Source organism: Terriglobales bacterium (assembly GCA_035651655.1).
Lineage (GTDB): Bacteria > Acidobacteriota > Terriglobia > Terriglobales > Acidobacteriaceae > DASRFG01.
Genome location: DASRFG010000031.1, coordinates 72,020 through 94,162, shown reverse-complemented (window position 1 = coordinate 94,162; position 22,143 = coordinate 72,020). Strand labels below are relative to the sequence as shown.

At 57.3% G+C, this 22,143-nt stretch carries 36 protein-coding genes and 1 pseudogene; 35 read left to right on the top strand and 2 right to left on the bottom strand.

Annotated elements, in window-relative coordinates:
- From tuf to VFA76_15525, 33 genes and pseudogenes are all read left to right on the top strand, one after another.
- Positions 1-211, top strand: a 211-nt coding sequence (gene tuf / locus VFA76_15685) for an elongation factor Tu (protein ID HZR33287.1), incomplete at its 5' end; no start/stop codon positions are given.
- Positions 212-296: 85 nt separating this feature from the next.
- Positions 297-623 (top strand): 30S ribosomal protein S10, encoded by a 327-nt coding sequence (gene rpsJ / locus VFA76_15680; protein ID HZR33286.1) that lies wholly within the window; start codon positions 297-299, stop codon positions 621-623.
- Between the two features lie 40 nt (positions 624-663).
- Complete coding sequence (rplC, locus tag VFA76_15675; protein HZR33285.1) at positions 664-1,395, top strand: 50S ribosomal protein L3; 732 nt, start codon at positions 664-666, stop codon at positions 1,393-1,395.
- 41 nt (positions 1,396-1,436) lie between these two features.
- The gene (rplD, locus tag VFA76_15670; protein ID HZR33284.1) at positions 1,437-2,150 is read left to right on the top strand and encodes a 50S ribosomal protein L4; all 714 of its coding nucleotides are present in this window, start codon (positions 1,437-1,439) and stop codon (positions 2,148-2,150) included.
- Positions 2,150-2,443, top strand: coding sequence for a 50S ribosomal protein L23 (locus tag VFA76_15665; GenBank protein HZR33283.1), 294 nt, complete (start codon positions 2,150-2,152; stop codon positions 2,441-2,443). The genes rplD and VFA76_15665 overlap by 1 nt, the downstream gene beginning before the upstream one ends.
- Before the next feature lie 10 nt (positions 2,444-2,453).
- Positions 2,454-3,278 (top strand): 50S ribosomal protein L2, encoded by an 825-nt coding sequence (gene rplB / locus VFA76_15660; GenBank protein HZR33282.1) that lies wholly within the window; start codon positions 2,454-2,456, stop codon positions 3,276-3,278.
- Positions 3,279-3,291: 13 nt separating this feature from the next.
- A pseudogene (gene rpsS, locus VFA76_15655) lies at positions 3,292-3,543 on the top strand (30S ribosomal protein S19).
- 132 nt (positions 3,544-3,675) lie between these two features.
- The gene (rplV, locus tag VFA76_15650; protein HZR33281.1) at positions 3,676-4,179 is read left to right on the top strand and encodes a 50S ribosomal protein L22; all 504 of its coding nucleotides are present in this window, start codon (positions 3,676-3,678) and stop codon (positions 4,177-4,179) included.
- 9 nt (positions 4,180-4,188) lie between these two features.
- On the top strand, positions 4,189-4,857 hold the full coding sequence (gene rpsC / locus VFA76_15645; protein HZR33280.1) for a 30S ribosomal protein S3: 669 nt from the start codon (positions 4,189-4,191) through the stop codon (positions 4,855-4,857).
- Positions 4,858-4,884: 27 nt separating this feature from the next.
- Entirely contained in the window at positions 4,885-5,307 is a 423-nt protein-coding gene (gene rplP / locus VFA76_15640; GenBank protein HZR33279.1) for a 50S ribosomal protein L16, read from the top strand.
- A gap of 7 nt (positions 5,308-5,314) precedes the next feature.
- The gene (gene rpmC / locus VFA76_15635; GenBank protein ID HZR33278.1) at positions 5,315-5,521 is read left to right on the top strand and encodes a 50S ribosomal protein L29; all 207 of its coding nucleotides are present in this window, start codon (positions 5,315-5,317) and stop codon (positions 5,519-5,521) included.
- Between the two features lie 2 nt (positions 5,522-5,523).
- A complete protein-coding gene (gene rpsQ, locus VFA76_15630) occupies positions 5,524-5,892 on the top strand; it encodes a 30S ribosomal protein S17 (protein HZR33277.1) in 369 nt (122 codons plus the stop codon).
- 30 nt (positions 5,893-5,922) lie between these two features.
- Positions 5,923-6,294, top strand: a complete 372-nt coding sequence (rplN, locus tag VFA76_15625; GenBank protein HZR33276.1) for a 50S ribosomal protein L14 — start codon at positions 5,923-5,925, stop codon at positions 6,292-6,294.
- A gap of 90 nt (positions 6,295-6,384) precedes the next feature.
- Complete coding sequence (rplX, locus tag VFA76_15620) at positions 6,385-6,726, top strand: 50S ribosomal protein L24 (protein HZR33275.1); 342 nt, start codon at positions 6,385-6,387, stop codon at positions 6,724-6,726.
- A gap of 120 nt (positions 6,727-6,846) precedes the next feature.
- Positions 6,847-7,377: a 50S ribosomal protein L5 gene (rplE, locus tag VFA76_15615; GenBank protein ID HZR33274.1), complete on the top strand. Its 531-nt coding sequence runs from the start codon at positions 6,847-6,849 to the stop codon at positions 7,375-7,377.
- 31 nt (positions 7,378-7,408) lie between these two features.
- Positions 7,409-7,594 carry a type Z 30S ribosomal protein S14 gene (locus VFA76_15610; protein ID HZR33273.1) on the top strand — a complete coding sequence of 62 codons (186 nt, stop codon included), beginning with the start codon at positions 7,409-7,411 and terminating at the stop codon, positions 7,592-7,594.
- Between the two features lie 89 nt (positions 7,595-7,683).
- Complete coding sequence (gene rpsH / locus VFA76_15605) at positions 7,684-8,082, top strand: 30S ribosomal protein S8 (GenBank protein ID HZR33272.1); 399 nt, start codon at positions 7,684-7,686, stop codon at positions 8,080-8,082.
- Between the two features lie 38 nt (positions 8,083-8,120).
- Positions 8,121-8,660 (top strand): 50S ribosomal protein L6, encoded by a 540-nt coding sequence (rplF, locus tag VFA76_15600; GenBank protein ID HZR33271.1) that lies wholly within the window; start codon positions 8,121-8,123, stop codon positions 8,658-8,660.
- A 9-nt stretch (positions 8,661-8,669) separates the two neighbouring features.
- A complete protein-coding gene (rplR, locus tag VFA76_15595; protein ID HZR33270.1) occupies positions 8,670-9,035 on the top strand; it encodes a 50S ribosomal protein L18 in 366 nt (121 codons plus the stop codon).
- Between the two features lie 58 nt (positions 9,036-9,093).
- Positions 9,094-9,603 carry a 30S ribosomal protein S5 gene (rpsE, locus tag VFA76_15590; GenBank protein ID HZR33269.1) on the top strand — a complete coding sequence of 170 codons (510 nt, stop codon included), beginning with the start codon at positions 9,094-9,096 and terminating at the stop codon, positions 9,601-9,603.
- A gap of 3 nt (positions 9,604-9,606) precedes the next feature.
- A complete protein-coding gene (gene rpmD, locus VFA76_15585) occupies positions 9,607-9,843 on the top strand; it encodes a 50S ribosomal protein L30 (GenBank protein ID HZR33268.1) in 237 nt (78 codons plus the stop codon).
- A gap of 15 nt (positions 9,844-9,858) precedes the next feature.
- Positions 9,859-10,299: a 50S ribosomal protein L15 gene (gene rplO, locus VFA76_15580; GenBank protein ID HZR33267.1), complete on the top strand. Its 441-nt coding sequence runs from the start codon at positions 9,859-9,861 to the stop codon at positions 10,297-10,299.
- Positions 10,300-11,703 carry a preprotein translocase subunit SecY gene (gene secY, locus VFA76_15575; protein ID HZR33266.1) on the top strand — a complete coding sequence of 468 codons (1,404 nt, stop codon included), beginning with the start codon at positions 10,300-10,302 and terminating at the stop codon, positions 11,701-11,703.
- Positions 11,704-11,785: 82 nt separating this feature from the next.
- A complete protein-coding gene (locus VFA76_15570) occupies positions 11,786-12,559 on the top strand; it encodes an adenylate kinase (GenBank protein HZR33265.1) in 774 nt (257 codons plus the stop codon).
- A gap of 4 nt (positions 12,560-12,563) precedes the next feature.
- Positions 12,564-13,316 carry a type I methionyl aminopeptidase gene (map, locus tag VFA76_15565; GenBank protein ID HZR33264.1) on the top strand — a complete coding sequence of 251 codons (753 nt, stop codon included), beginning with the start codon at positions 12,564-12,566 and terminating at the stop codon, positions 13,314-13,316.
- 25 nt (positions 13,317-13,341) lie between these two features.
- Positions 13,342-13,560 (top strand): translation initiation factor IF-1, encoded by a 219-nt coding sequence (gene infA / locus VFA76_15560; protein HZR33263.1) that lies wholly within the window; start codon positions 13,342-13,344, stop codon positions 13,558-13,560.
- 61 nt (positions 13,561-13,621) lie between these two features.
- On the top strand, positions 13,622-13,735 hold the full coding sequence (gene rpmJ, locus VFA76_15555) for a 50S ribosomal protein L36 (GenBank protein HZR33262.1): 114 nt from the start codon (positions 13,622-13,624) through the stop codon (positions 13,733-13,735).
- 3 nt (positions 13,736-13,738) lie between these two features.
- Complete coding sequence (rpsM, locus tag VFA76_15550; protein HZR33261.1) at positions 13,739-14,125, top strand: 30S ribosomal protein S13; 387 nt, start codon at positions 13,739-13,741, stop codon at positions 14,123-14,125.
- 3 nt (positions 14,126-14,128) lie between these two features.
- The gene (gene rpsK, locus VFA76_15545) at positions 14,129-14,575 is read left to right on the top strand and encodes a 30S ribosomal protein S11 (GenBank protein HZR33260.1); all 447 of its coding nucleotides are present in this window, start codon (positions 14,129-14,131) and stop codon (positions 14,573-14,575) included.
- 67 nt (positions 14,576-14,642) lie between these two features.
- Complete coding sequence (gene rpsD, locus VFA76_15540) at positions 14,643-15,272, top strand: 30S ribosomal protein S4 (protein ID HZR33259.1); 630 nt, start codon at positions 14,643-14,645, stop codon at positions 15,270-15,272.
- A gap of 175 nt (positions 15,273-15,447) precedes the next feature.
- Positions 15,448-16,482, top strand: a complete 1,035-nt coding sequence (locus VFA76_15535; GenBank protein HZR33258.1) for a DNA-directed RNA polymerase subunit alpha — start codon at positions 15,448-15,450, stop codon at positions 16,480-16,482.
- 32 nt (positions 16,483-16,514) lie between these two features.
- Complete coding sequence (gene rplQ, locus VFA76_15530) at positions 16,515-17,018, top strand: 50S ribosomal protein L17 (GenBank protein HZR33257.1); 504 nt, start codon at positions 16,515-16,517, stop codon at positions 17,016-17,018.
- Positions 17,019-17,150: 132 nt separating this feature from the next.
- Positions 17,151-17,633, top strand: a complete 483-nt coding sequence (locus tag VFA76_15525) for a hypothetical protein (protein ID HZR33256.1) — start codon at positions 17,151-17,153, stop codon at positions 17,631-17,633.
- A 13-nt stretch (positions 17,634-17,646) separates the two neighbouring features.
- Here the strand turns inward: VFA76_15525 and VFA76_15520 are convergent, their stop codons facing one another.
- Together VFA76_15520 and guaB are read right to left on the bottom strand one after the other, a co-directional pair.
- The gene (locus VFA76_15520) at positions 17,647-18,150 is read right to left on the bottom strand and encodes a VanZ family protein (GenBank protein HZR33255.1); all 504 of its coding nucleotides are present in this window, start codon (positions 18,148-18,150) and stop codon (positions 17,647-17,649) included.
- A 9-nt stretch (positions 18,151-18,159) separates the two neighbouring features.
- A complete protein-coding gene (guaB, locus tag VFA76_15515) occupies positions 18,160-19,671 on the bottom strand; it encodes an IMP dehydrogenase (protein HZR33254.1) in 1,512 nt (503 codons plus the stop codon).
- 270 nt (positions 19,672-19,941) lie between these two features.
- Here guaB and rimP point away from each other — a divergent pair, with 270 nt between their 5' ends.
- Positions 19,942-20,490, top strand: coding sequence for a ribosome maturation factor RimP (rimP, locus tag VFA76_15510; GenBank protein ID HZR33253.1), 549 nt, complete (start codon positions 19,942-19,944; stop codon positions 20,488-20,490).
- 27 nt (positions 20,491-20,517) lie between these two features.
- Positions 20,518-22,107 (top strand): transcription termination factor NusA, encoded by a 1,590-nt coding sequence (nusA, locus tag VFA76_15505; GenBank protein HZR33252.1) that lies wholly within the window; start codon positions 20,518-20,520, stop codon positions 22,105-22,107.
- Positions 22,108-22,143: the final 36 nt, after the last annotated feature.

Sequence of the window (22,143 nt, the reverse complement as noted above, 5' to 3'; positions counted from 1 at the left end):
GGGCTACCGGCCGCAGTTCTACTTCCGCACCACGGACGTGACGGGAGTGGCGGAGCTGCCCGGGGGAACGGAGATGGTGATGCCGGGAGACAACGTCAGCCTGGCCATCGAGCTGATCACTCCGGTGGCGATGGAGAAGGGGCTGCGTTTCGCCATCCGCGAAGGCGGACACACCGTGGGTGCAGGCACCATTTCGGAGATTTTGAAATAGCTAAAACACGCGGCGGTAGCTGGCCGCAAGATCTTTCCTTCAGGGACCGAGAGGTGAAGCTGAAGGGGCATCGAGAGAAAACGTGATTGGAAAAGACAGAATTCGCATTCGCTTGAAAGCGTACGATTACCGCATCCTCGACCAATCCACCGGCGAGATTGTGGAGACCGCACGGCGCACCGGCGCGCAGATTGCCGGGCCGATTCCGCTGCCCACGATGAAGAACAAGTATTGCGTCCTGCGTTCTCCCCACGTGGACAAGAAATCGCGCGAGCAGTTCGAGATCCGGACCCACAAGCGTTTGCTCGACATTCTCGAGCCGACACAGCAAACCGTGGACGCGCTGATGAAGCTCGACCTGCCCGCGGGTGTGGACGTGGAGATCAAGGCGTTCGGCAAAGAGCACAAGTAAGATGCGCGCTTCGCGGCGCCAACATTGAAGGACAGGGAACATGGCAGTCAACGGAATTTTAGGAAAAAAAGTCGGCATGACGCAGCTGTTCGACGACAAGGGTGACGTCCGCCCAGCGACGGTTTTGCAGGCCGGCCCATGCGTGATCACGCAGCGTAAGACCTCGGCCAAAGACGGCTATGAGGCGGCGCAGATTGGGTTGGTCGAGTTCGTCAAGGAATCGCGACTGAGTAAAGGCATGAAGGGACACTTTGGCAAGCACAACCTTCCGCCGATGCGATTTCTGCGCGAGGTTGACATCGAGGTTGATGCGACCAGCGGGGACGGCGACCAGACTAAAGCGGGAGACCGCGTGCTGGTTGACATCTTTGAAGGCGAAAAGTTTGTGGACGTGGTTGGAACCAGCAAGGGACGGGGTTTTACCGGGGTGGTCAAGCGTCACCATTTTGGCGGCGGTCCCAAATCGCATGGATCGATGTTCCAAATCCCAGGTTCGATCGGGTCTTCGGCTTTTCCCTCGCGTGTGTTTAAAGGAATGCGAATGTCGGGACACATGGGAACCGACCGGGTGACCTCGCGGAATCTGCGCGTGCTGGGCGTGGACAAAGAAGACAACCTGCTGGTGGTGGAAGGCAGTGTGCCCGGACCCAACGGCGGTTACGTGATCATCAACAAAGCGAAAAAGCCGCCTAGAGAGCGTCGTGGATTCGCGGGTGTGACCACGGTTGACCCGCTGAAGGCAGCCAAGCGCCAGGCGGCAAAGAAAAAATAAAGGTGCGCGGACAAGAGTGTCTGCGCCACACGAGCAAAGTTATGGCATCAATTGACGTTTTCAATTTGAGCGGCAAGAAGGTCGGCAGCTTCGAGCTGTCAGACGAAGTCTTTGGCGCAGTGAACGAAGACTTGCTCTGGGAAGCGGTGAAGCAGTATCGCGCAGCACAGCGCGCCGGCACCCATGCTACCAAGAACCGCAAGCTAGTTTCGGGATCGGGCAAGAAGCTGTGGAAACAGAAGGGAACCGGTCGCGCGCGTGTCGGATCCATTCGCTCGCCATTGTGGCGGCATGGCGGAACGGTGCATGGGCCGCAGCCCCGTTCTTATGAATACGCGTTTCCCAGGAAGAAGCTGCTGGGCGCATTGCGCTCGGCGCTGGCCGCGAAGTTTGCGGATGGCAAGCTGACGGTCGTGGAAAGTTTTGAACTAAAAGAGCCGAAGACCAAGGAGTTCCGCAAAGCGCTGGATGCCTTAAAAAGCGACGGCAGCACTCTTGTCGTAGAGGCAGCGAAAGTTGAGAACCGCAATCTGGAACTCAGCTCGCGCAACCTGGACGGTGTGGAACTGGTGCGGGGTAATAACGTCCATCCGTATCACTTGCTGCGATATGAGCGCGCGATCTTTGCTAAACCGGCGCTGGAGCGGTTGCAGGATTCGCTAAAGTCGGCCGCCTCGAAACGGCAGAAGGCAACCACAGAAGCCAAACCGGCTGCTGCGCGGAAGCGGGCGCGCAAGACGGCGGAGGTAGCGTAATGAAGTCGGCTTACCAGATCATTCGGCGCCCCATCATCACGGAAAAAGGGCTAGGAGTGAAAGAGACTGAGGCGACACTGGTCTTCCAGGTGGCACCCACGGCGACCAAGACCGAGATTAAGGAAGCCGTGCAATCTATTTTTAAGGTGAAGGTGGATACGGTGCGCACTTCCAACTTTCTGGGCAAGGAGCGGCGGCGCGGACGTTTTGCGGGCTACCGCCCGGACTGGAAGAAGGCTTACGTAAAACTCAAGAGCGGCGAAAAGATGCCGGAGTACGCGCAGAACTTGTAGAGAGCTGATTATGGCGATTAAAACTTTTAGACCGATTACATCAACCTTGCGGTTCCAGACCACCCTGGTCAATGAAGAGCTGACCACGGACCGGCCGCACAAGCCGCTGACCGTAGCCAAACAGCGCATCAGCGGCCGCCGTAATCGCGGCGACATTACGGTGTGGCGGCGCGGCGGCGGACACAAGCGGCGGCTGCGCATCATTGATTTCAAGCGCGACAAAGCGGGCGTGCCGGCGACCGTGGTTTCGATCGAATACGATCCCAACCGTTCGGCGCGGATTGCACTGCTCAGCTACGCGGATGGCGAAAAACGATACATCTTGCAGCCGGTGGGTTTAAAAGTCGGACAGAAAGTCGTGAGCGGGCCGGAAGCCGACATTCTGGTCGGCAACGCCTTGCCCCTGCGCAATATTCCGCCTGGCACCACCATTCACAACGTGGAGCTGCGACCGGGCAAAGGGGCGCAGATGGTGCGCTCCGCCGGCGGAGCCGCCCAGTTGGTGGCCAAAGAAGGCGACTACGCATTAATCAAGTTGCCCTCGGGCGAAACCCGCAAAGTGTTGCAGGACTGCCTGGCAAGTATCGGGCAGGTGGGCAATCTGGACCATGAAAACGTGGCCATCGGAAAAGCGGGACGTACGCGGTGGATGGGACGGCGTCCCACCAACCGAGGCGTGGCCATGAATCCAGTGGACCATCCGCACGGCGGTGGTGAGGGCAAGACCAGCGGCGGGCGGCATCCGGTGACCCCGTGGGGTCAACCAACGCGCGGTTACAAAACGCGCAACAACAAGCGGACGGCGAAGATGATCGTGAGCCGCCGAACGAAATAAGTGAGAGCTGATTATGGCAAGGTCAACTAAAAAAGGTCCGTTCATTGACGGTTTCCTGCTCAAGCGAATCGAGGACATGAACGCGCGAAACGACAAAAAAGTGCTGCGCACCTGGTCGCGGCGCTCGACCATTGTTCCAGAAATGGTGGGGCACACCATCGCGGTGCACAACGGGAGGAAGTTCATTCCCGTGTACGTCACCGAGAACATGGTGGGCCACAAGCTGGGCGAGTTCAGTTTCACGCGCAGCTTTAAGGGTCACTCAATGAAAGCGGCCACAGAAGCCGCAGCCAAACCGGCGGGCGTTCCCGGCGGTCCGGGAGCACCAGTGCCGACGTCTGGAGCCGCGGGAACACCGGCGCCAGCAGCGCCCAAGTCGTAACGGAGAGATAGAGAGATGGAATTCAGAGCTGAAGCCCGGTACATGCGAGTCTCGCCGCAGAAGGCGCGCCTGGTGCTGGATTTGATCAAGGGCCGCCGCGTGGAAGAGGCCATGAATACTCTGGCCTTCACCAAGAAGCGGGTAGCGGGCACGGTGGAGAAGTTGCTGCGTTCAGCAGTCCAGAACGCCAATTACCTGAGCCAGGAAAAAGGCATGGACGTGGATGTGGACAACCTGTTCGTTTTGCGCGCGGTAGCCAATGATGGCCCGCGAGCGAAGCGGATTCGTCCCGCTCCCATGGGTCGCGCCTATCGGTACCAACGCCGCATGGCGCACATTGAGATCGCGTTGGCGGAGCGCAATGCGGGTCGCGAGGGCACTGCCACAGTGGTCGGTGAAGAGGGCGTGACCGCGAAACCGGCCCGCACAGCAGGCAAGACTGCGGGGAAGGCCAAAGTGAAAGCCAAGGCCAGCAAGAAATCCGCCGCCGGCAAGAAGACGGCAAAGGCAAGATCGTAGAGGAGATTTATGGGACAAAAAGTCCATCCATATGGATTCCGGCTCGGCTACACCAAGCCGTGGAAGTCGCGGTGGTTTGTGGAGCGCGACTACGACAAGCTGTTGCTGGAAGACCTAAAACTCAAAGCCGAGCTCAAGGACAAGCTAAAGTCGGCGGGGGTGAGCTCAATCGAGATCGAGCGCCCGGGCAACAAGCTGCGGATCATTATTCGTACCGCGCGGCCGGGAATCATTATTGGGCGCAAGGGCGCCGAGATTGACAAGCTGAAGATTGATCTGCAGAAGCGCACCAACCGTGATGTTTACATTGACATTCAGGAAGTGCACAAGCCGGAACTGGACGCGCAATTGGTCGCGGAGTCCATCGCACTGCAGTTGGAAAAGCGCGTGGGCTTCCGCCGCGCGATGCGCAAGGCTGTAGATTCGGCGCTGCGCTTCGGTTGCAAGGGAATCAAGGTGCGGGTAGGCGGACGTTTGAACGGAAATGAAATCGCGCGCTCGGAGTGGTACCTCCAGGGCCGGCTGCCGCTGCACACGCTGCGGGCTGATATTGACTACGGCCTTGCTGAAGCAAAGACCACGTATGGAGTCATTGGGGTGAAGTGCTGGATTTATCGCGGTGAGATTCTGGCGCAAAAGCGGCGCGAACCGCAGCAGGCTGCCGCACCCAGCTTCTGAGAGAGCGTAAGGAACTGAGAACAGCTTATGTTGATGCCGAAGAAAGTTAAGTACCGCAAGCAGCAGCGCGGCCGTATGACCGGAAAGGCTTGGCGCGGCTCGGAGCTGGCTTTCGGGGACTACGGGTTGAAGGTGCTGGAGCCAGGCTGGATCACCGATCGGCAGATCGAAGCCAGCCGTGTGGCCATGACGCGCTTCATTAAGCGCGGAGGCAAGATATGGCTGCGCCTGTTTCCCGACAAGCCGGTCACCAAGAAGCCGGCTGAGACTCGTATGGGAAAAGGCAAGGGCGCGCCTGACCACTGGGTGGCCGTGGTCAAGCCGGGCAAGATTCTGTTCGAAATGGAAGGGGTAACGCCGCAAGACGCCGCCGAAGCCATGCGACTGGCGTCACACAAACTGCCTCTGCGCACCCGTTTGGTGGCGCGCCACGGGGCAGGCGCACACTAGGAAAATTATGAAGGCTGAAAAGATACGCAACCAGACCGACGTGGAACTGAAGCACCAGGAGCATGAGCTGACCGACCAGCTCTTCCGCCTGCGCTTCCAGTTGCTGATGGGACAAACGGAAAGCCTGAAGAAAATTCGCGGGCTGCGCAAGGACATCGCCCGCATCAAGACGGTTCTCCGCGAGCAGGAACTGGCGGCAGAGAGGGAGAAGTAGCTATGGCAGAAACTGCAACCCAGCGTCCGGCTGAAGAACAAGCGTTGCGCCGCAAGACGCTGATCGGCAAAGTGCTCTCCACCAAGATGCAGAAGACGATCGTGGTGGAAGTGACGCGCAAATACTCTCACCGTTTGTACCGGCGAGTGATGCAACGCTCGAAGAAGTTCTACGCGCATGATGAGCAAAACACGGCGCGGGTCGGTGATTTTGTGTTGCTCGAAGAGACCCGTCCGCTTTCGAAACTTAAGCGCTGGAGGCTGAAGGACGTGGTACGGAAGGCCGCGCTGGTGGCGGATGAGCCGAGTGCGGAAGTAAAAGCCCAGGTGAAGAGCCGCAAGAAGAAGGAAGCGGAAGCGAAGGCGAGCTAGTCGCCGGCGCAGGGATCCAAGGAGCTTTTTATGGCAGTGATGATGAGGACCATGCTCGAGGTCGCCGACAATTCCGGCGCCCGCAAGCTGCAGATGATCCTGCCGCTGGGCGGATCGACGGGGTTGCGCGCCCACCTCGGCGATGTGGTGACGGCCGCCGTAAAAGAGGCATCCCCGGACGGTCAGGTGAAAAAGGGGACGGTGGTGAAGGCGGTCATTGTGCGCACCCGTAAGGAGCATCGCCGCAGGGATGGAACGTATATCCGCTTCGATCAAAATGCGGCAGTGCTGATCAACGAGGGTGGCGAACCGGTGGGCACGCGCGTTTTCGGTCCAGTAGCCCGTGAGCTGCGCGAGAAGAAGTTCTTGAAGATCGTTTCACTGGCGCCAGAAGTACTGTAAGAAAATTTCGAGTTTCCGGTTCCATGTTGCGGAAGTCGGATTTGGAAACTGGAAAGCTGAAAAGGTACAAGCGCAACACGGGTCAAAAAGATGATTACTGCAACCACTGCACACAAGAGAGTTGATATCCGGCGCAACGACACGGTGAGGGTGATTACCGGGCGCGACAAGGGCAAAGAGGGCCGCGTGCTGCGCGTGTTCCCCAACGATGCGAAGGTCCTGGTGGAGCACGTCATGTTGTCAAAGAAGCACGTGCGGCCCAATCCGCAGCGCAACGTCAAGGGCGGAATTGCCGAACAGGAAAGCCGCATCGCAATTTCAAATGTGATGCTGGTGTGCGGCACCTGCGGTCCGGTGCGTGTGGGACATGAAACGCGGGGCGACCGGAAGGTACGCGTCTGCAAGAAGTGTGGCACAACACTAGAGAAGTGAAATCAAGTAATTGGGTAATTGAAGATGGCAAAACCTGACAAGAAAAAGGGCGAAGCAAGCGAACCCAAGCAAGAGCAGCGGCCACAGGAGCAGAAGGCGCGCGGCAAGGAACCGGCACGCATGCGGGTGCGCTTCGAGCAGGAGATCAAGCCTGCGATGATGAAGGAATTCGAAGTGAAAAACCCGATGGCGGTGCCGCGGTTGCATAAGATCGTGGTCAACATGGGAGTCGGTGAGGCCACGCAGAACGCCAAGGTTCTCGATCCGGCCGCGAACGAATTGGGACAGATCACCGGGCAAAAGCCGGTGATCACTCGGGCAAAGAAGTCGATTGCGGCGTTCAAAGTGCGCGCCGGAATGCCGATTGGGGCCATGGTCACGCTGCGCGGCGATCGCATGTATGAATTTTTTGACCGCTTGGTGAACGTGGCTTTGCCACGTGTCCGCGATTTCCGCGGGGTTTCGACCAAGTCCTTCGATGGACGCGGCAATTACACACTCGGACTGCGTGACCAGTTGATCTTTCCGGAGATTGACTATGCCAAGGTGGACAAGCTTAAGGGCATGAACGTGACTATCGTGACCACCGCCAAGTCCGACGATGAGGCACGGGCGCTGTTGCGTCACATGGGAATGCCGTTTAGAGCTTGAGTGCACATTCAGAACTAGCTGAAAGGGATTAATGGCAACCACCGCAAAAAGAGTAAAGGACGCGAAGAAACCAAAATTTTCCACGCGCAAGCACAACCGCTGCAAGATTTGCGGACGTCCGCGAGCGTACCTGCGGAAGTTCGGCCTTTGCCGCTTGTGTTTCCGCGGTCTGGCATTGCGGGGAGAGATTCCCGGGGTTTCGAAATCGTCCTGGTAAGGCAGTTTAGTTGCGAGTTTCAAGTTCTGAGTTTCGAGTTTCAGAAGCTCTTACAAAGAGCTGAAACTTGATTTAGGAGAAGCAAGCAGATGAGGTTGACCGATCCGGTGGCAGATTTCCTGACGCGGGTGCGCAATGCGCTCCGTGCCAGGCACCAGAAGGTAGATGTGCCGGCGTCGAAGCTGAAGCTGGAGATTGCGCGCATCCTCAAAGAGGAAGGCTATATCTCGAATTTCAAGCCGGTGGAAGAAGAAGGCAAGAAAGTATTGCGCATTTACCTGAAGTACAGCAACGCCAACGAAGCCGCCATCACCAACGTGGAGCGGGTCTCAAAGCCGGGATGCCGGGTGTATGTGGGTCGCACCGAGATTCCACGCGTGCTGGGCGGGATGGGAATCAACATCCTGACCACACCCCGCGGGGTGATGACCGGCCGCCAGGCCCGCAGAGAAGGTGTGGGCGGCGAGATCCTGTGCGAAGTTTGGTGAGCGGTATTAGCAGATAGAACTGAGAACCGAGAATTGCTATGTCGAGAATTGGCAGAAAACCGATCGCACTTCCCAAAGAAGTAAAAGTGAACATCCAGGGGAACGTCGTCGCGGTGCAAGGTCCCAAGGGCAAGCTGGAAACCAGTTTGCCGCGGGGCATTCGTATGGAGCAGCAGGATGGCCACCTGGTTGCGATTCGCGAGAACGACGACCAAGCCGCGCTTCACGGCCTGGCTCGCGCGCTGGTGAATAACGCCGTGGACGGCGTCACTAAGGGATGGACACGGGAGTTGGAAATCGTGGGCATTGGCTACCGCGCCGAGATGAAGGGCAAGCACACGGTCGTGTTCAGCCTGGGTTTCTCGCACCCCATAGAGTATCCGTTGCCTTCGGGGGTTGAGGTGGCAGTGGATCCCAAGCAGACGCGCCTGACGGTGAGCGGAATCGATCGGCAAAAGGTAGGACAGGTCGCGGCTGAGATGCGCGCCTTGCGTCCGCCGGATCCGTACAAGAACAAAGGTGTGCGCTATGCCGGCGAGCGCTTGAAGAAGAAGGTTGGAAAGACCGGAGCGAAATAGGAACAGACAATGCTGACACAAGTTTCAAAAAACGAATCGCGGCAGAGGATCCACCAGCGTTTTCGCAAGCGCATGATGGGTACGCCGGAGCGTCCACGGCTGAATGTGTATCGCTCCTTGAACCATCTTTACGCGCAATTAGTGGATGACATGGCGGGTCGCACGCTGGTCTCAGCCAATACCGCCGAGGGCGGCAAAAAAGACAAGAAAACCGGCGGCAACCTGGGTGCGGCAAAACAGATTGGCAAGACCATCGCCGAGCGCGCCAAGGAGAAAGGCATCAGCAAAGTAGTTTTTGATCGTGGCGGTTATCTCTACCATGGCCGGATCAAGGCGTTGGCCGATGCTGCCAGAGAAGCAGGTTTACAGTTTTGATCGCGACGAGCGGGGCTGGGATGCCGTTCGCGTGTTGATGTGCTATCGAGAGTAAAGAATGCCAACAGCCGTTAAGAAACTCGACGCTGGACAATACCAGCTCAAAGACCAGGTGGTTTCGATCAATCGCGTCACCAAAGTGGTGAAGGGCGGAAAGAACCTGTCCTTCGCAGCCCTGGTGGTGGTGGGCGATCCCTCGGCCGCCGTGGTGGGGTATGGCTCGGGAAAAGCCAAAGAAGTTCCCCAAGCCATCCGCAAAGGGATTGAATCGGCCAAAAAGAACCTGGTGCGAATCAACCTGAACCAGACCACCATCCCGCATACCGTCCTCGGACGATTTGGTTCTGGTATGGTCCTGCTCAAGCCGGCGCCGGAGGGCACGGGCGTGATTGCCGGTGGGGCGGTGCGGGCAGTGATGACCTCCGCGGGAGTGCAGAATGTGCTTACCAAGTCCATCGGCACCACCAATCCTCACAACGTGATCAAGGCAACCTTCGATGCTTTGAAGAAGCTGAAGAACCGCGAGGCAGTGGCTGCGATGCGCGGCAAAGCGGTCGAGGAGTTATAAGCCATGGCTGCAACAGCGAGGAAGAAGACAGCGGGAAAGAAGTCGGCGGCGGCCGGGACAATCCAGATCAAGTGGGTGCGTTCGGCTATTGCGGCCCCCAAAAAACACAAGCTGGTCGTAAAGGGGCTCGGCTTTACTCGTCTGAATCAGGTAATCGAGCGCCAGGATACGCCCTCCATTCGTGGGATGGTCGCGGCGGTGCCGCACCTGGTGAAGATCGTGGAATCCCCGGGAGCTTAGGGCTTAGGAATAACTATGAATCTTTCGACAGTTCGCGCGCCCAAGCGCGCCAATGAAAAGAAAAAGCGGGTGGGCCGGGGTATGGGCTCAGGCATGGGCAAGACCTCCACACGCGGCCATAAAGGGCAGCGTTCGCGCAGTGGATCGCGGATGATGCGCGGCTTTGAAGGCGGTCAGATGCCCTTGCATCGCCGCTTGCCTAAGCGCGGCTTCACCAATATTTTCCGCAAAGAATTCGTGATCGTAAACCTCGAGCGACTGGTTGAGTTGGGAGAGAGCACGATCACTCCCGAGCTGTTGCACAAGTCCGGTCTTATTAAGGGACCTGACGACCGAGTCAAAATACTCGGGGACGGCGAACTGAAATCGGCGCTCACCGTAAAAGCCCATAAATTTTCCAAGTCGGCCGAGGAGAAGATCACTAAGGCCGGTGGTAAGGCAGAGGTCATTCAGTAAATGTGGGAGAAGTTTGCCAACATATTTCGAATTCCTGATCTGCGGAAGCGGATCGGGTTCACCCTAGGACTGCTCGCGGTTTATCGCCTGGGCGGACATATTCCCACGCCCGGCATTAACGCCGAACTATTGCAGCAATTCTTTGAGCAGAATCGAGGCACTTTTCTGGGGTTTGTGGACCTGTTCAGTGGCGGACAACTCCGTCGCTTAACCGTCTTTGCTCTGGGAATCATGCCGTACATCACGGCGTCCATCATCCTGCAACTTCTGACCGTAGTGTACGAGCCGTTGGCCAAGCTACAGAAGGAAGGCGAACTCGGACGCAGGAAGATTACCCAGTGGACACGCTATTTGACGGTGATCCTCAGTGCCATCCAGTCCTTCGGTATTGCGTACAGCCTGGAGCGGTCTACCATGGCGGGTGGTACTGCCTTTGTGAACAACCCCGGCGTAGGCTTCGTTCTGATGACCATGCTGACCTTGACCGCTGGAAGCGCGTTCATCATGTGGCTGGGAGAACAGATCACGGAACGCGGCGTCGGCAACGGAATGTCGTTGCTGATTTTTGCCGGAATCGTCGCCGGCTTGCCGCGCGGCGTCGCTGACCTTGTCGAAAAGATAAGGACCGATGCGTGGGGCGCCTTTACCGGGCCAGCCGTGCTCTTAATGGTGGCCCTGATGGTGCTGGTGGTGGCTTTCATCGTCTATGTGGAGCGCAGCGAGCGACGTATCCCGGTGCAATATGCGAAGCGAGTCATCGGGCGAAAGATCATGGGTGGCCAGTCCACGCACTTGCCCTTGCGGGTGAATGCGGGCGGCGTGATGCCGGTAATTTTCGCTTCGTCCATTTTGACTTTGCCGCAGACCGCCGGCTTTGCTTTTCGTAATAACAAGGTGATCGGACCGATCATCGAGGCATTAAAGTGGGGTGAGCCCCTGTATACGCTGCTTTACGCGGTGGGGATCATTTTCTTCGCCTATTTTTACGTTTCCATTGTGTTCAACCCCACCGAAGTTGCAGACAACATGCGCAAATATGGTGGGTTCATTCCCGGCATTCGTCCCGGACGGCGCACGGCTGATCACATCAACGAGATTTTGACGCGCATTACGCTGGTGGGCGCGCTCTATCTGATCATTATTTCGTTCATTCCGGAGTGGATGATCGCCGGCATTCACTTGAACCACCTGCCCGGGATGTTGGGCTCATTCTTCGAGCGTTTTCCGACTTGGGTGACCAACGGGTTGGGAGTCAATTTTTACTTCGGTGGCACTTCGTTGCTGATCGTAGTGGGCGTCGCCATGGATACGGTGACGCAGATTGAGGCGCAATTGATCATGCGCCACTATGAGGGCTTCAGCCCGCGCAGCGGTCGGATTCGCGGCAGGCGTACCTGGGCGTGATCGCGGATGCTAGGCGCGGCTGCTTCGTCCTGCGGGACTGCAGGCGACAGCCCGGTAGCAGGTTGCAAGGGTGGCGTCTCGAATGACGAGGCGAAGCGGAGTTAAGAAGAGACGCAAGGCCAGGGCGATGGTGGAGAAGAACTCAGGTAAGGTTGGTCCGATCATCCTCCTGGGGCCGCCAGGGGCGGGCAAGGGGACCCAGGCCAAGCGCATCGCCGAGCATTACGGGATTCCGCAGGTCTCAACCGGCGACCTGCTGCGCGAGAATATCGCGCGCGGAACGGCTTTGGGCCGACAGGCAAAGGAAGTCATGGATCGGGGCGAGTTAGTGTCCGATGACGTGGTAAATGAAATGGTGCGGGAACGGCTTGGGGAAGAAGATTGTCGGCGCGGTTTCATCCTTGACGGGTATCCGCGTACGCCGGTGCAGGCGGGTTGGTTGGACGGTTTTCTGGAAAGTAAGCGGGCCAAAGGGCGAGCCCAGTGCGGGCCGTTGATTGTGATAGAGATGGACGTCGACTACAATAATCTTATTGAGAGGCTTACCGGCCGGCTCTATTGCGCTCACTGTGGCCGCATTTATAACGTTATCACTCAGCCTCCTCGCGTTGACCAGCTCTGTGATTTCGACGGAACTCCGCTGGTGGCCCGCAGCGATGATCGAAGGGAAGTCATCGCGGAGCGTCTGAAAGCTTACGAGCAACAAACTCGACCTTTGGCCGATTATTACGCGAAGCAGGGCCAGCTGGTGCACGTGAATGCGGATTTGGATGTTGATGCTGTGACTTCGCAGGTTTTGAGGGTCATTGAACGTTCTCGCGGCGCAGACATGAAGAGTCCAAGCTGGAGCGCTTGAGAGAATGCCGATCGTGTGCAAGTCGCCGACAGAAATTGAGAAAATGCGCCGCAGCGGACAGATTGTGCGTCAGGTGCTTGAGCGCGTGCGGGAACTGGCAACTCCGTCGGCGAGTACCATGGACCTGGAACGCGCTGCGGAAAAACGCATCAAGGAACTCGGTGCTAAACCGGCATTCAAGGGTTACCACGATTATCCCTGCGTGCTCTGCACCTCAGTGAATCAGGAGATCGTGCACGGAATTCCTTCCAGCAAGCGGGTGCTGAACGAAGGCGACATCGTTTCCATTGATTGCGGCGTGGTGCTCGATGGCTATTACTCGGACGCGGCGATCACCGTTCCGGTGGGCAACCACACGCCGGCCGAGCTGAAGAAGCTGTTAGAGGTCACAGAAGGTTCGCTCTATCGTGGAATTGAGCAGGCGGTCATAGGAAATTCGGTGGGGGATGTGGGCGCCGCCGTCCAGGAGTACGTGGAGTCAAACGGATTCAATGTGGTCCGCGAGTTTGTGGGGCACGGAATTGGGACGCAGCTTCATGAAGAGCCGCAGGTGCCAAATTTCGGCGTTCGCGGCCATGGAGCGCGCCTGCAGGAAGGCATGGTGCTCGCCATCGAGCCCATGGTCAATGCGGGTCGTCCGGGAGCGCGGTTGTTGAACGATAATTGGACGGCGGTGACCGAAGATGGAAGCTACAGCGCCCATTTTGAGCACTGTGTTGCGGTCACCAAAGACGGACCCCTGATTTTGACTCAGTGATAACGCATAGCTAAGTTAGGAGTGCATGAGTAAGGAAGATGCGATCGAAGTAATGGCTACGGTGCTGGAGCCGTTGCCCAATGCGATGTTTCGAGTGGAACTGGAAAACAAGCACCAGGTGTTGGCGCACGTCTCAGGAAAGATGCGGAAGAACTTCATCCGCATACTACCGGGGGACAAAGTCGCGGTGGAGCTTTCGCCCTACGACCTGACCCGCGGGCGAATCGTTTATAGGTACAAGTGAATCAATATAAAGGCCACATTTTCAGCTATTTCAGGGTAGGGAACGGAACCAGGAACCGATTATGAAGGTACGCGCTTCAGTTAAAAAGATTTGTGACAAGTGCAAGGTCATTCGCCGCCGCGGAGTGGTGCGGGTGATCTGCGAAAATTCCAAGCACAAACAAAGGCAGGGGTAACACATGGCACGTATTGCAGGCGTGGACCTTCCGCGCAACAAGCACACTGATATCGCCTTGACTTATATTTACGGAATTGGGCATTCTCGCGCGCGACGGCTGCTGGGAATTGCCAACGTTGACGGGGTGAAGAAAATACAGGACCTGAGCGAAGACGAGGTCAACCGCATCCGCCAGGCAATCGAAGCCGAGGGTGGGGTTGAGGGCGACCTCCGCAAAGACCAGTCCATGCATATTAAGCGGCTGATCGAAATCGGCTCATACCGCGGTTATCGGCACCGGCGCAACCTCCCGGTGCGTGGCCAGCGCACCCACACCAACGCCCGTACCCGCAAAGGACCGCGTCGCGGGACGGTTGCCCAGAAGAAGAAAGCGACGGCAAAAACATAATTTATGGCTAAACCAACTACTCCCGCTGCTGCAACCACCGGCGCTCCCGCTGCACCGGAGAAAAAAGGAAAGAAGAAGCAGTTCAAGAAGAAGGAGCGCAAGCATGTCCCGCATGCCGTGGCGCACATCCAGGCGTCCTTCAACAACACCATCGTGACCATCGCCGATCAGGCCGGCAATGTGCTCGCCTGGAAGAGTTCCGGGTCACTGGGCTTTCGCGGCTCGCGCAAGGGTACTCCGTTTGCGGCGCAGCAGGCGGCCATGAATGCGGCCAATATGGTGCGCGAGCACGGGGTGCGCAGCGTGGAAGTGCGGGTCAGTGGGCCAGGTTCGGGACGCGAATCGGCAATTCGTGCTCTCGCTGCCGCTGGAATTGACGTACGCCAGATTCGCGATGTCACGCCCATCCCACACAACGGGTGCCGGCCACCGAAAAGGCGAAGAGTATAGTTTCAAGTTTGATCGGGAAGAAAGGCCGCCATGCCCGTAAACCGATCCAGAATAAAGGAGAAGAAAATTGGCACGTTATAAAGGTCCAGTATGTCGTCTGTGCCGCCGCGAGGGCATGAAGCTGTTCCTCAAAGGGGCAAAATGTTTTACCGATAAGTGTCCCATTGAGAAGCGCAATTTCGCTCCTGGACAGCACGGTAAAGATCGCAAGGCCAAGGTTGTAGGCTACGGTCTGCAACTTCGCGAAAAGCAGAAAGCCAAGCGTATCTTCTTTACCCAAGAAGGCCAGTTCCGCAACTACTTTGAAAAGGCTTCCCGTTCGCCGGGGGTCACCGGCTTTCTGCTTCTGCAACAGCTTGAGCGCCGTCTGGACAACGTGATCTATCGCCTGGGATTTGCTGGCGCGCGTCGTCAGGCGCGGCAACTCGTGCGTCATGGCCACGTTGAGGTGAACGGCCGCAAGGTCAATATCCCCTCATACGAGGTCAAGGCGGGGGACCAGGTGGCAATTCGCGAGAAGAGTCGCAAGTTGACAGCCATTGAGCAGGCGCGCGAATTTACTTCTCATCAAACGGTGCCGACGTGGCTGGAAGTGGACCGCGAGAATTTCAAGGCGCGAGTGGTGAATCTGCCCAAGCGTGAAGAGATCAACCTCCCGATCAACGAGCAGTTGATCGTGGAACTGTACTCGAAATAAGCAGTTTCAAGTTGTTAGTTTCGAGTTTCACACCGGAAACTCGAAACTGGCAGACTCGAAACTGGTTTTGATGGCCTGTATCTTCGTGCCAGATCCGCCGGTTTCGGCGCTTGACCCGGTTTTTTGGGCCTGCCGGGAAGCCGAACTGAGCAACATGGCCGAAAAGGAGAAACAAATGCTTTGGAAAGGTTTTCAAAAACCAAAACGGCTCGCCACGGACACGGAGAGTCTAACCGATAAATACGGAATGTTCTGGGCCCAGCCCTTTGAGCGTGGCTTTGGAACTACCATCGGCAACGCGCTGCGCCGTGTGCTGCTGTCCTCGATTGAGGGCGCGGCAGTCACTGCAGTGAAGATTGAGGGCGTGCTGCACGAATTCCAGTCCATCCCCGGAGTAGTCGAGGATGCAACCGACATCATCCTCAACCTGAAGCAGGTACCGTTTAAGCTGAATGGTGAGGGCCCTAAGGCCATCTACCTGCGTGCCGAGCAGCCGGGCGTGGTGACATCAGGGATGATCGAGGCCGACGCAGACGTCGAAGTCCTGGACAAAGACGTCTATATCGCCACCGTCAGCGAAGGCGGCAAGCTGGACATGGAAATGCGCTTGAAGCGCGGCCGTGGCTACGTTTCCGCAGATAAGAATTTCGATGAGGACCTGGGGATCGGATTTATTCCAATCGATTCAGTTCACTCGCCGGTGCGCAAGTGCAATTACACGGTGGAAGCCGCTCGTCTGGGCCAGATCACCGACTACGACAAGCTGACTCTTGAAGTATGGACCAACGGGTCGGTAGCTCCGGCGGATGCGATTGGGTTGGCGGCGAAGTTGCTGAAGGACCACATGAATATCTTCATCAACTTCGAAGAAGAGCTGGAGACCATGGCCTCCAGCGAAGAGCGCAAGCCGGAGATCCGCAACGAGAACCTCAACCGTTCCGTGGAGGAACTCGAGCTTTCGGTCCGCAGCTATAACTGCCTGAAGAACGCCAACATTCAGACCATTGGCGAACTGGTCCAGAAAACAGAAGCCGAAATGCTGAAGACCAAGAATTTCGGCAGGAAATCGCTGAACGAGATCAAAGAGATCCTCGCCACCATGGGATTGAGCCTGGGCATGAAAATTGATGAGCACGGCAACGCCGTGCCCGGACCTCAACCGCCGCCACAACCGGTGGGCACCATCTATGGAGAAAACCCGCAGTACTGAGCGGGTAGAGAGAGGATCAATAAGGAACGGCTATGCGTCATCTCAAAGCAGGATGGAAATTAGGCCGCAATACCAGCCACCGGCGCGCGCTGTTGCGCAACCTGGTGACCTCACTCATTCTCGAAGAACGCATTGAGACTACCGTGGCCAAGGCAAAGGCCATGCGTCCGCATGTGGAACGCATGATCACGCTGGGCAAACGGGGAGACCTGGCGGCACGTCGGCTGGCGGGTGGTTTTCTTATGACCCGCGAGTCGGTGGACAAGCTGTTCGAGCTCTCACCCCGTTTCGGCGATCGAGAAGGCGGTTACACCCGAATTATCAGAGGTGGCTGGCAGAAGGGCGATGGTGCGGAAAAGGCGTTCATCGAACTGCTGGGTAGCGAGAAGTTGCAGGAAGAAAAACGCCAGAAGCGTGCCGAACTGCGCGCCAAGCGGGCCTCCGAAGCGAAAAGGGCGATGGAGGAAGCGCAAGCCCAGCAAGAAGCACTTCCAGCCGAAAGCGCCAAAGAAGAAGAGGACGAGAAAGAGAAGTAAGCTGTTGTCCTTGTAAGTTATTTGGAACGCACCCAGATTTGGGTGCGTTTTCTTTTTTGGACAGCACCAAAGTACCTGTACTTTGTGCACGGTCACTGGCCATTGAGATGGAGCTAGACTGCTAGCAGAAGTATGTCTCGGCCGGCGAAAATCTGGATTGGAGTGGGCGCAGGCGTCCTGCTGTTGATTTATGTCTTTGGGATGCTCCTGTGGCTGTCAAATCAGCCGCCGGTGTTGAGCCGCTCGAAAGAGAAGGACCCGCTCTCCGGATATCCTCTGAAAGTCCGGCTTAATCCGGTTCGCGATCGTTCCCCGGAACGCAGCGCGGAAAAAGTTTTGCACGCGATGAGTGATGGCAAGTGTCGCCAGCAATTGGCCGGTTGGTTCAAAGACTACCGCTGGCACTACGCCAAGTTCGTCTGCGACTCCGAGCAGCAACATCCAATTGTTTCGTGGAGTTTGTTCGACCGTGAAGAACAGCCACCACTGGTGATTCTGCAATACCATGCCAAACGCAAGGATGGCGACAACACTTACGAAGAAAATCTCTGGATCACCACTCAGCAGCAGGCTGCTGGTACCTGGGAAGTGACCAAGTACGGCGCGATGTACTAAACCCGATCGACCCTCAAGCAGAAACCAACGTAAGCCGACGATTCCGCAACCAGGCCAGTATCAGCATTTGGGCCACCAGAGCGGCGGCGGTATCCAAAAAGACGTCGCGGACGGTGCCCGTTCGCGAGGGAATCAATCCCTGATGCCACTCGTCTAGGTAAGCCACCACGACGCTCATAAAAAATGCGGGTGCCGCCCAGCGAATGTTCCAGAGCGCCGGCTTGGAGATCGCGATGGTAGCTCGCCAGGCGCGGAACAGCAACGCGCTCAACGTAGCGTATCCGATCACGTGGCCAAGTTTACGGAGAGCGGCATGCAAAATATCAAAGAGATCCGGATCGATGGGGCCGAAGAGCATGGACCATAAGCGGTGGAGAACAGAGCCGGTGTGACGGGCGGACAGAAGGTCGGTTGACTCCACTGCAATCAGGACCAGCCAGACGACAGCGGGCAGCCACGCCCGCCAAAGGCTCAGGCGCGGAGACGCGTGGACAACCTCAGCGGGGTCATTGGACATTCAGGGGGGCTATTCCCACCGGTAATTCGGCGCTTCACGAGTGATAATCACGTCGTGAACATGGCTTTCGCGGAGGCCGGCCGCGCTGATCCGCACGAAACGCGCCTTTTGCTGTAGCTCGGGAATGCTGCCGCAACCGCAATATCCCATCCCTGAGCGCAATCCGCCGACCATCTGATGGACGATCATGGCAGTGGTGCCGCGGTAGGGTACGCGCCCCTCAATGCCTTCAGGCACCAGCTTGCCCAGGCGGTTTTGTTCGGCTTCTTCGGTGGGCATAGCGGTTGAGGAATCTCCGTCGGCATTTTGGAAATAGCGCTCACTACCCGCGGATCCAGAACCCATTGCGCCTAGAGATCCCATACCGCGATAGGTCTTAAATGTCCGGCCCTGATAAAGAATGGTCTCGCCGGGACTCTCGTCGGTACCTGCCAGCAACGACCCAACCATGACGATCGCGGCGCCAGCAGCCAGGGCTTTGCTGATGTCGCCCGAGTACTTGATGCCGCCATCTGCGATTACCGGGATTCCAGCCTCACGCGTCGCCCGGTACGCCTCTGCAATTGCCGTGATCTGCGGTACGCCCGCGCCAGTTACCACACGCGTGGTACAGATCGAACCGGGACCGATCCCTACCTTGATGGCATCGGCTCCGGTACGCGCCAGTTCACAGGCGCCTTCGAATGTGGCCACGTTGCCGGCGATCAGATCCACCTCCGGCAGCTTGGATTTCACTTCTTTTATCGCGTCCAGAACCCGTGTCGAGTGTCCGTGCGCGCTGTCAATGGAAAGGACATCTACTTTGTTCTTCACCATCTCTTGCGCGCGCTCCAGGTAGTCGCCGGTTGCGCCGATGGCGGCCCCGACGCGTAGGCGTCCCTGGGAGTCTTTGGCTGCATTGGGATACTTCAGCTTTTTCTGGATATCTTTAACGGTAATCAGGCCCTTGAGGTTGTACTTGTCATCCACCACCAGCAGCTTCTCTACCCGGTGCTTGTGCAGGATGTGCTCGGCTTCCTCTAAAGTCGTGCCCACAGGAACCGTGATCAGGTTTTCCTTGGTCATTACTTTGTTGATGGGAATGTCAGTGCGGGTTTCGAAGCGCAAGTCGCGGTTGGTGAGAATGCCGACGAGCTTTTTGTTTTTGGTAATAGGCACGCCAGAAATCTTGTACTTACGCATCACTTCCAGAGCGTCCGCAACTTTGTCGTCAGGCGACATGGTCACCGGATCAACGATCATGCCGCTTTCGGAACGCTTCACCTTGTCTACTTCGTTCGCTTGTTGGTCAATGCTGAGGTTACGATGGATAATTCCCATTCCCCCCTGTTGAGCGAGGGCGATGGCCATCCGCGATTCAGTGACGGTATCCATGGCCGCGCTGATGATGGGAATATTCAGGATGATGTTGTGGGTCAGCCTGGTCTGGGTGTTTACTCCGGCGGGTACAACCTCGGAACGGGCCGGCAGCAGCAACACGTCATCGAAGGTGAGTGCCTCAGGCACCGGGAAATGAATCATAGGTTGGTCTCAGTTGAAACTTTATTGTAGAGAAGCTTGCAGGTTGTGTGCAAACAGAGAGTCTCCGGGCAAGAATCATTTGGGATTCGAAGGCATCAAATAACTAACGGTGCGCTGATTTCTCGCGCTTCCCGGTGATCTCGAAAGCCGGTCTGATGGTTTGTCTTTTGCCCCCGAGCGGGGTATCATATTAGTCGAGTTACTGTTGTGTAATACCGTTTTGGCGAAGCACACCAGTGGGCGCAAGCCCACTTTTTGTTTGAAGGTGTTTTGGCCGGTGCGGTGCCTGAAACGGAAGCCCCTAAACCCGGTGCTTTCATGGCGTTGGACATTGATCAAGTACGCGCCGTCGTAGAACGTGTGGCGGCGTCCAGCGGGCTGGAAGTAGTGGACGTAGAGTTCCGCGGCGGCGGCAAAGCACGCATGCTGCGGGTGTTCATTGACAAACCAGGTGGTGTCACCCACGACGATTGCGCCAACGTGAGCCGTGAGGTGGGGACGATTCTCGATGTTGAGGATGTGGTTTCTGGTGGGTCCTATCTGCTCGAGGTTTCTTCGCCCGGTCTGGATCGCAAGCTGGTCCGTCCGGCGGATTACGCCCGCTTCACGGGAAACCTGGTCAAACTGACCACCCACACGCCGCTGGAAGGGAATCGTCACTTCGAAGGCCGGCTGGAGCGTTTCCAAGACGGCCGTTTAACGCTGCAGATCGAGCGTTCAAAACGGGAGAAGCGGCGGCATCCGGAGAGTTCCGCGCCGCAGACCGTTGAGATCGAACTGGGCAACGTTGAAAAAGCAAACCTGGTGCCCGAATTTTAATTACGAATTCTGAAGACGAGAACTGTCATGGCAAGTGAGCTGTTCAACACGATTGATGCCTTAAGCCGCGAGAAGGGGATTGATCCCCAGATCGTAATCAGCGCGGTGGAAGATGCCATGGTCATTGCCACTCGCAAGTCCCTCAAGTCGCAGGAAAACATGCGCGCCGAGTTGGACAAGGACACTGGCAACATTCGCGTGTATGCCGTGAAGTCCGTAGTTGAATCGGACGAGCAGATTGAAGATCCGAACCTGCAGATTTCGGTTGACGAGGCAAGGAAGGCGGACGCCGAGGTACAGCCGGGAGGCGAAGTTCGCTTCCTGCGGGCCACTCACGAGATGTCTCATCCCTCAGGCTTGGGGCGAATTTCAGCGCAACTGGCTAAGCAGGTGATCTTCCAGAAGGTCCGCGAGGCCGAGCGCGATACGGTTTACAACGAATACATCAATCGTATCGGAGAAATCGTCACTGCTACGGTGAAGCGCGTGGAAGGGCCGGACGTGATCTTCGATGTCGGCAAGGCCGAGGCCCGCATGCCACGCAAAGAACAGTCTCGGCTTGAATCGTTCGCTGTGGGCGAGCGCGTTCGTGTAGTGATTGCGCGTTTAGAGCGGGCGTCCAAGGGGCCTCAGGTAGTTGTGTCACGAGCAGCGCCTGAACTGGTACAGCATTTGTTCCAGACTGAAGTTCCGGAAATCTATGACGGCACGGTGGTAATCCGCGCTACTGCCCGCGAGGCTGGCGAGCGCACCAAGATCGCCGTCATGTCGAAAGATAAGGACGTTGACGCGGTGGGTGCTTGCGTGGGCATGAAAGGCATGCGCGTGCAGTCCATTATTCGTGAGCTGCGCGGCGAGAAGATTGACATCATCGAGTATCAGGAAGACGCGGTCTCATTCGCGGAGAAGGCGCTGCAACCGGCGAAGGTCAGCCGGGTTACCGTGGTTGACGCCGCTGACAAGCACCTTGAAGTGATAGTGGATGACAGCCAGCTCTCTCTGGCCATTGGAAAGAAGGGGCAGAACGTACGCCTCGCGGCCAAACTTTTGGGTTGGAAGATCGACATCAAGAGCGAAGAGGAAAAGCGCCAGGAAGTGGAGCAGCAGATGACGGCGCTAGTTGGGTCGGCTGCCACGCCACTGGAGCGAGTGCCCGAATTGGGTGAGGGGGTCGTGGAGAAGCTGATTGCTGCCGGTATTACGACCGTGGAAGCGTTGGCGGACATGACTCCGGAGCAACTAGAGGCGATTCCTGGCATAGGCCCCAAAACGGTGGAAAAAATCAGCATTGCGGTGAATAATTACTTTTCTAGCTTGGAAGCGGAAGAACTGCCCGCTGAGATTGACCGCCCGGGCGAGATACCCGAGACCGGTGCTGCAATGGGTGAGGAACTGGGGCCGGAAGCGGCGGGGCAATCGGGCGATACTCTGGGCTTGCCCAACATCCCGGTGGACGCGCCCGAGAGCGTCGAACAGCTGGCAGAAGACGGTCAGGCCTTCGAAGCGAGCGCCGTCGAAGGGGTTGAAGACGCACCTCCCGCTGACGAGTCCGAGGTGACCACGCACGAACGGCCGGCGGGCCCTGAGGACAAGATTATTCCCCCAGGCGAAGAATGATAGCGAGTGTAGGTGTTGTGAGACTTAACCGTGAGG

What these genes read in the sequence shown, in the direction of transcription:
- rplC (HZR33285.1), top strand. Translation starts at nt 664, where the DNA reads ATGGCAGTCAACGGAATTTTAGGAAAAAAAGTCGGCATGACGCAGCTG.
- rplD (HZR33284.1), top strand. Translation starts at nt 1,437, where the DNA reads ATGGCATCAATTGACGTTTTCAATTTGAGCGGCAAGAAGGTCGGCAGC.
- VFA76_15665 (HZR33283.1), top strand. Translation starts at nt 2,150, where the DNA reads ATGAAGTCGGCTTACCAGATCATTCGGCGCCCCATCATCACGGAAAAA.
- rplB (HZR33282.1), top strand. Translation starts at nt 2,454, where the DNA reads ATGGCGATTAAAACTTTTAGACCGATTACATCAACCTTGCGGTTCCAG.
- rplV (HZR33281.1), top strand. Translation starts at nt 3,676, where the DNA reads ATGGAATTCAGAGCTGAAGCCCGGTACATGCGAGTCTCGCCGCAGAAG.
- rpsC (HZR33280.1), top strand. Translation starts at nt 4,189, where the DNA reads ATGGGACAAAAAGTCCATCCATATGGATTCCGGCTCGGCTACACCAAG.
- rplP (HZR33279.1), top strand. Translation starts at nt 4,885, where the DNA reads ATGTTGATGCCGAAGAAAGTTAAGTACCGCAAGCAGCAGCGCGGCCGT.
- rpmC (HZR33278.1), top strand. Translation starts at nt 5,315, where the DNA reads ATGAAGGCTGAAAAGATACGCAACCAGACCGACGTGGAACTGAAGCAC.
- rpsQ (HZR33277.1), top strand. Translation starts at nt 5,524, where the DNA reads ATGGCAGAAACTGCAACCCAGCGTCCGGCTGAAGAACAAGCGTTGCGC.
- rplN (HZR33276.1), top strand. Translation starts at nt 5,923, where the DNA reads ATGGCAGTGATGATGAGGACCATGCTCGAGGTCGCCGACAATTCCGGC.
- rplX (HZR33275.1), top strand. Translation starts at nt 6,385, where the DNA reads ATGATTACTGCAACCACTGCACACAAGAGAGTTGATATCCGGCGCAAC.
- rplE (HZR33274.1), top strand. Translation starts at nt 6,847, where the DNA reads ATGCGGGTGCGCTTCGAGCAGGAGATCAAGCCTGCGATGATGAAGGAA.
- VFA76_15610 (HZR33273.1), top strand. Translation starts at nt 7,409, where the DNA reads ATGGCAACCACCGCAAAAAGAGTAAAGGACGCGAAGAAACCAAAATTT.
- rpsH (HZR33272.1), top strand. Translation starts at nt 7,684, where the DNA reads ATGAGGTTGACCGATCCGGTGGCAGATTTCCTGACGCGGGTGCGCAAT.
- rplF (HZR33271.1), top strand. Translation starts at nt 8,121, where the DNA reads ATGTCGAGAATTGGCAGAAAACCGATCGCACTTCCCAAAGAAGTAAAA.
- rplR (HZR33270.1), top strand. Translation starts at nt 8,670, where the DNA reads ATGCTGACACAAGTTTCAAAAAACGAATCGCGGCAGAGGATCCACCAG.
- rpsE (HZR33269.1), top strand. Translation starts at nt 9,094, where the DNA reads ATGCCAACAGCCGTTAAGAAACTCGACGCTGGACAATACCAGCTCAAA.
- rpmD (HZR33268.1), top strand. Translation starts at nt 9,607, where the DNA reads ATGGCTGCAACAGCGAGGAAGAAGACAGCGGGAAAGAAGTCGGCGGCG.
- rplO (HZR33267.1), top strand. Translation starts at nt 9,859, where the DNA reads ATGAATCTTTCGACAGTTCGCGCGCCCAAGCGCGCCAATGAAAAGAAA.
- secY (HZR33266.1), top strand. Translation starts at nt 10,300, where the DNA reads ATGTGGGAGAAGTTTGCCAACATATTTCGAATTCCTGATCTGCGGAAG.
- VFA76_15570 (HZR33265.1), top strand. Translation starts at nt 11,786, where the DNA reads ATGACGAGGCGAAGCGGAGTTAAGAAGAGACGCAAGGCCAGGGCGATG.
- map (HZR33264.1), top strand. Translation starts at nt 12,564, where the DNA reads ATGCCGATCGTGTGCAAGTCGCCGACAGAAATTGAGAAAATGCGCCGC.
- infA (HZR33263.1), top strand. Translation starts at nt 13,342, where the DNA reads ATGAGTAAGGAAGATGCGATCGAAGTAATGGCTACGGTGCTGGAGCCG.
- rpmJ (HZR33262.1), top strand. Translation starts at nt 13,622, where the DNA reads ATGAAGGTACGCGCTTCAGTTAAAAAGATTTGTGACAAGTGCAAGGTC.
- rpsM (HZR33261.1), top strand. Translation starts at nt 13,739, where the DNA reads ATGGCACGTATTGCAGGCGTGGACCTTCCGCGCAACAAGCACACTGAT.
- rpsK (HZR33260.1), top strand. Translation starts at nt 14,129, where the DNA reads ATGGCTAAACCAACTACTCCCGCTGCTGCAACCACCGGCGCTCCCGCT.
- VFA76_15535 (HZR33258.1), top strand. Translation starts at nt 15,448, where the DNA reads ATGCTTTGGAAAGGTTTTCAAAAACCAAAACGGCTCGCCACGGACACG.
- rplQ (HZR33257.1), top strand. Translation starts at nt 16,515, where the DNA reads ATGCGTCATCTCAAAGCAGGATGGAAATTAGGCCGCAATACCAGCCAC.
- VFA76_15525 (HZR33256.1), top strand. Translation starts at nt 17,151, where the DNA reads ATGTCTCGGCCGGCGAAAATCTGGATTGGAGTGGGCGCAGGCGTCCTG.
- VFA76_15520 (HZR33255.1), bottom strand. Translation starts at nt 18,150, where the DNA reads ATGTCCAATGACCCCGCTGAGGTTGTCCACGCGTCTCCGCGCCTGAGC.
- guaB (HZR33254.1), bottom strand. Translation starts at nt 19,671, where the DNA reads ATGATTCATTTCCCGGTGCCTGAGGCACTCACCTTCGATGACGTGTTG.
- nusA (HZR33252.1), top strand. Translation starts at nt 20,518, where the DNA reads ATGGCAAGTGAGCTGTTCAACACGATTGATGCCTTAAGCCGCGAGAAG.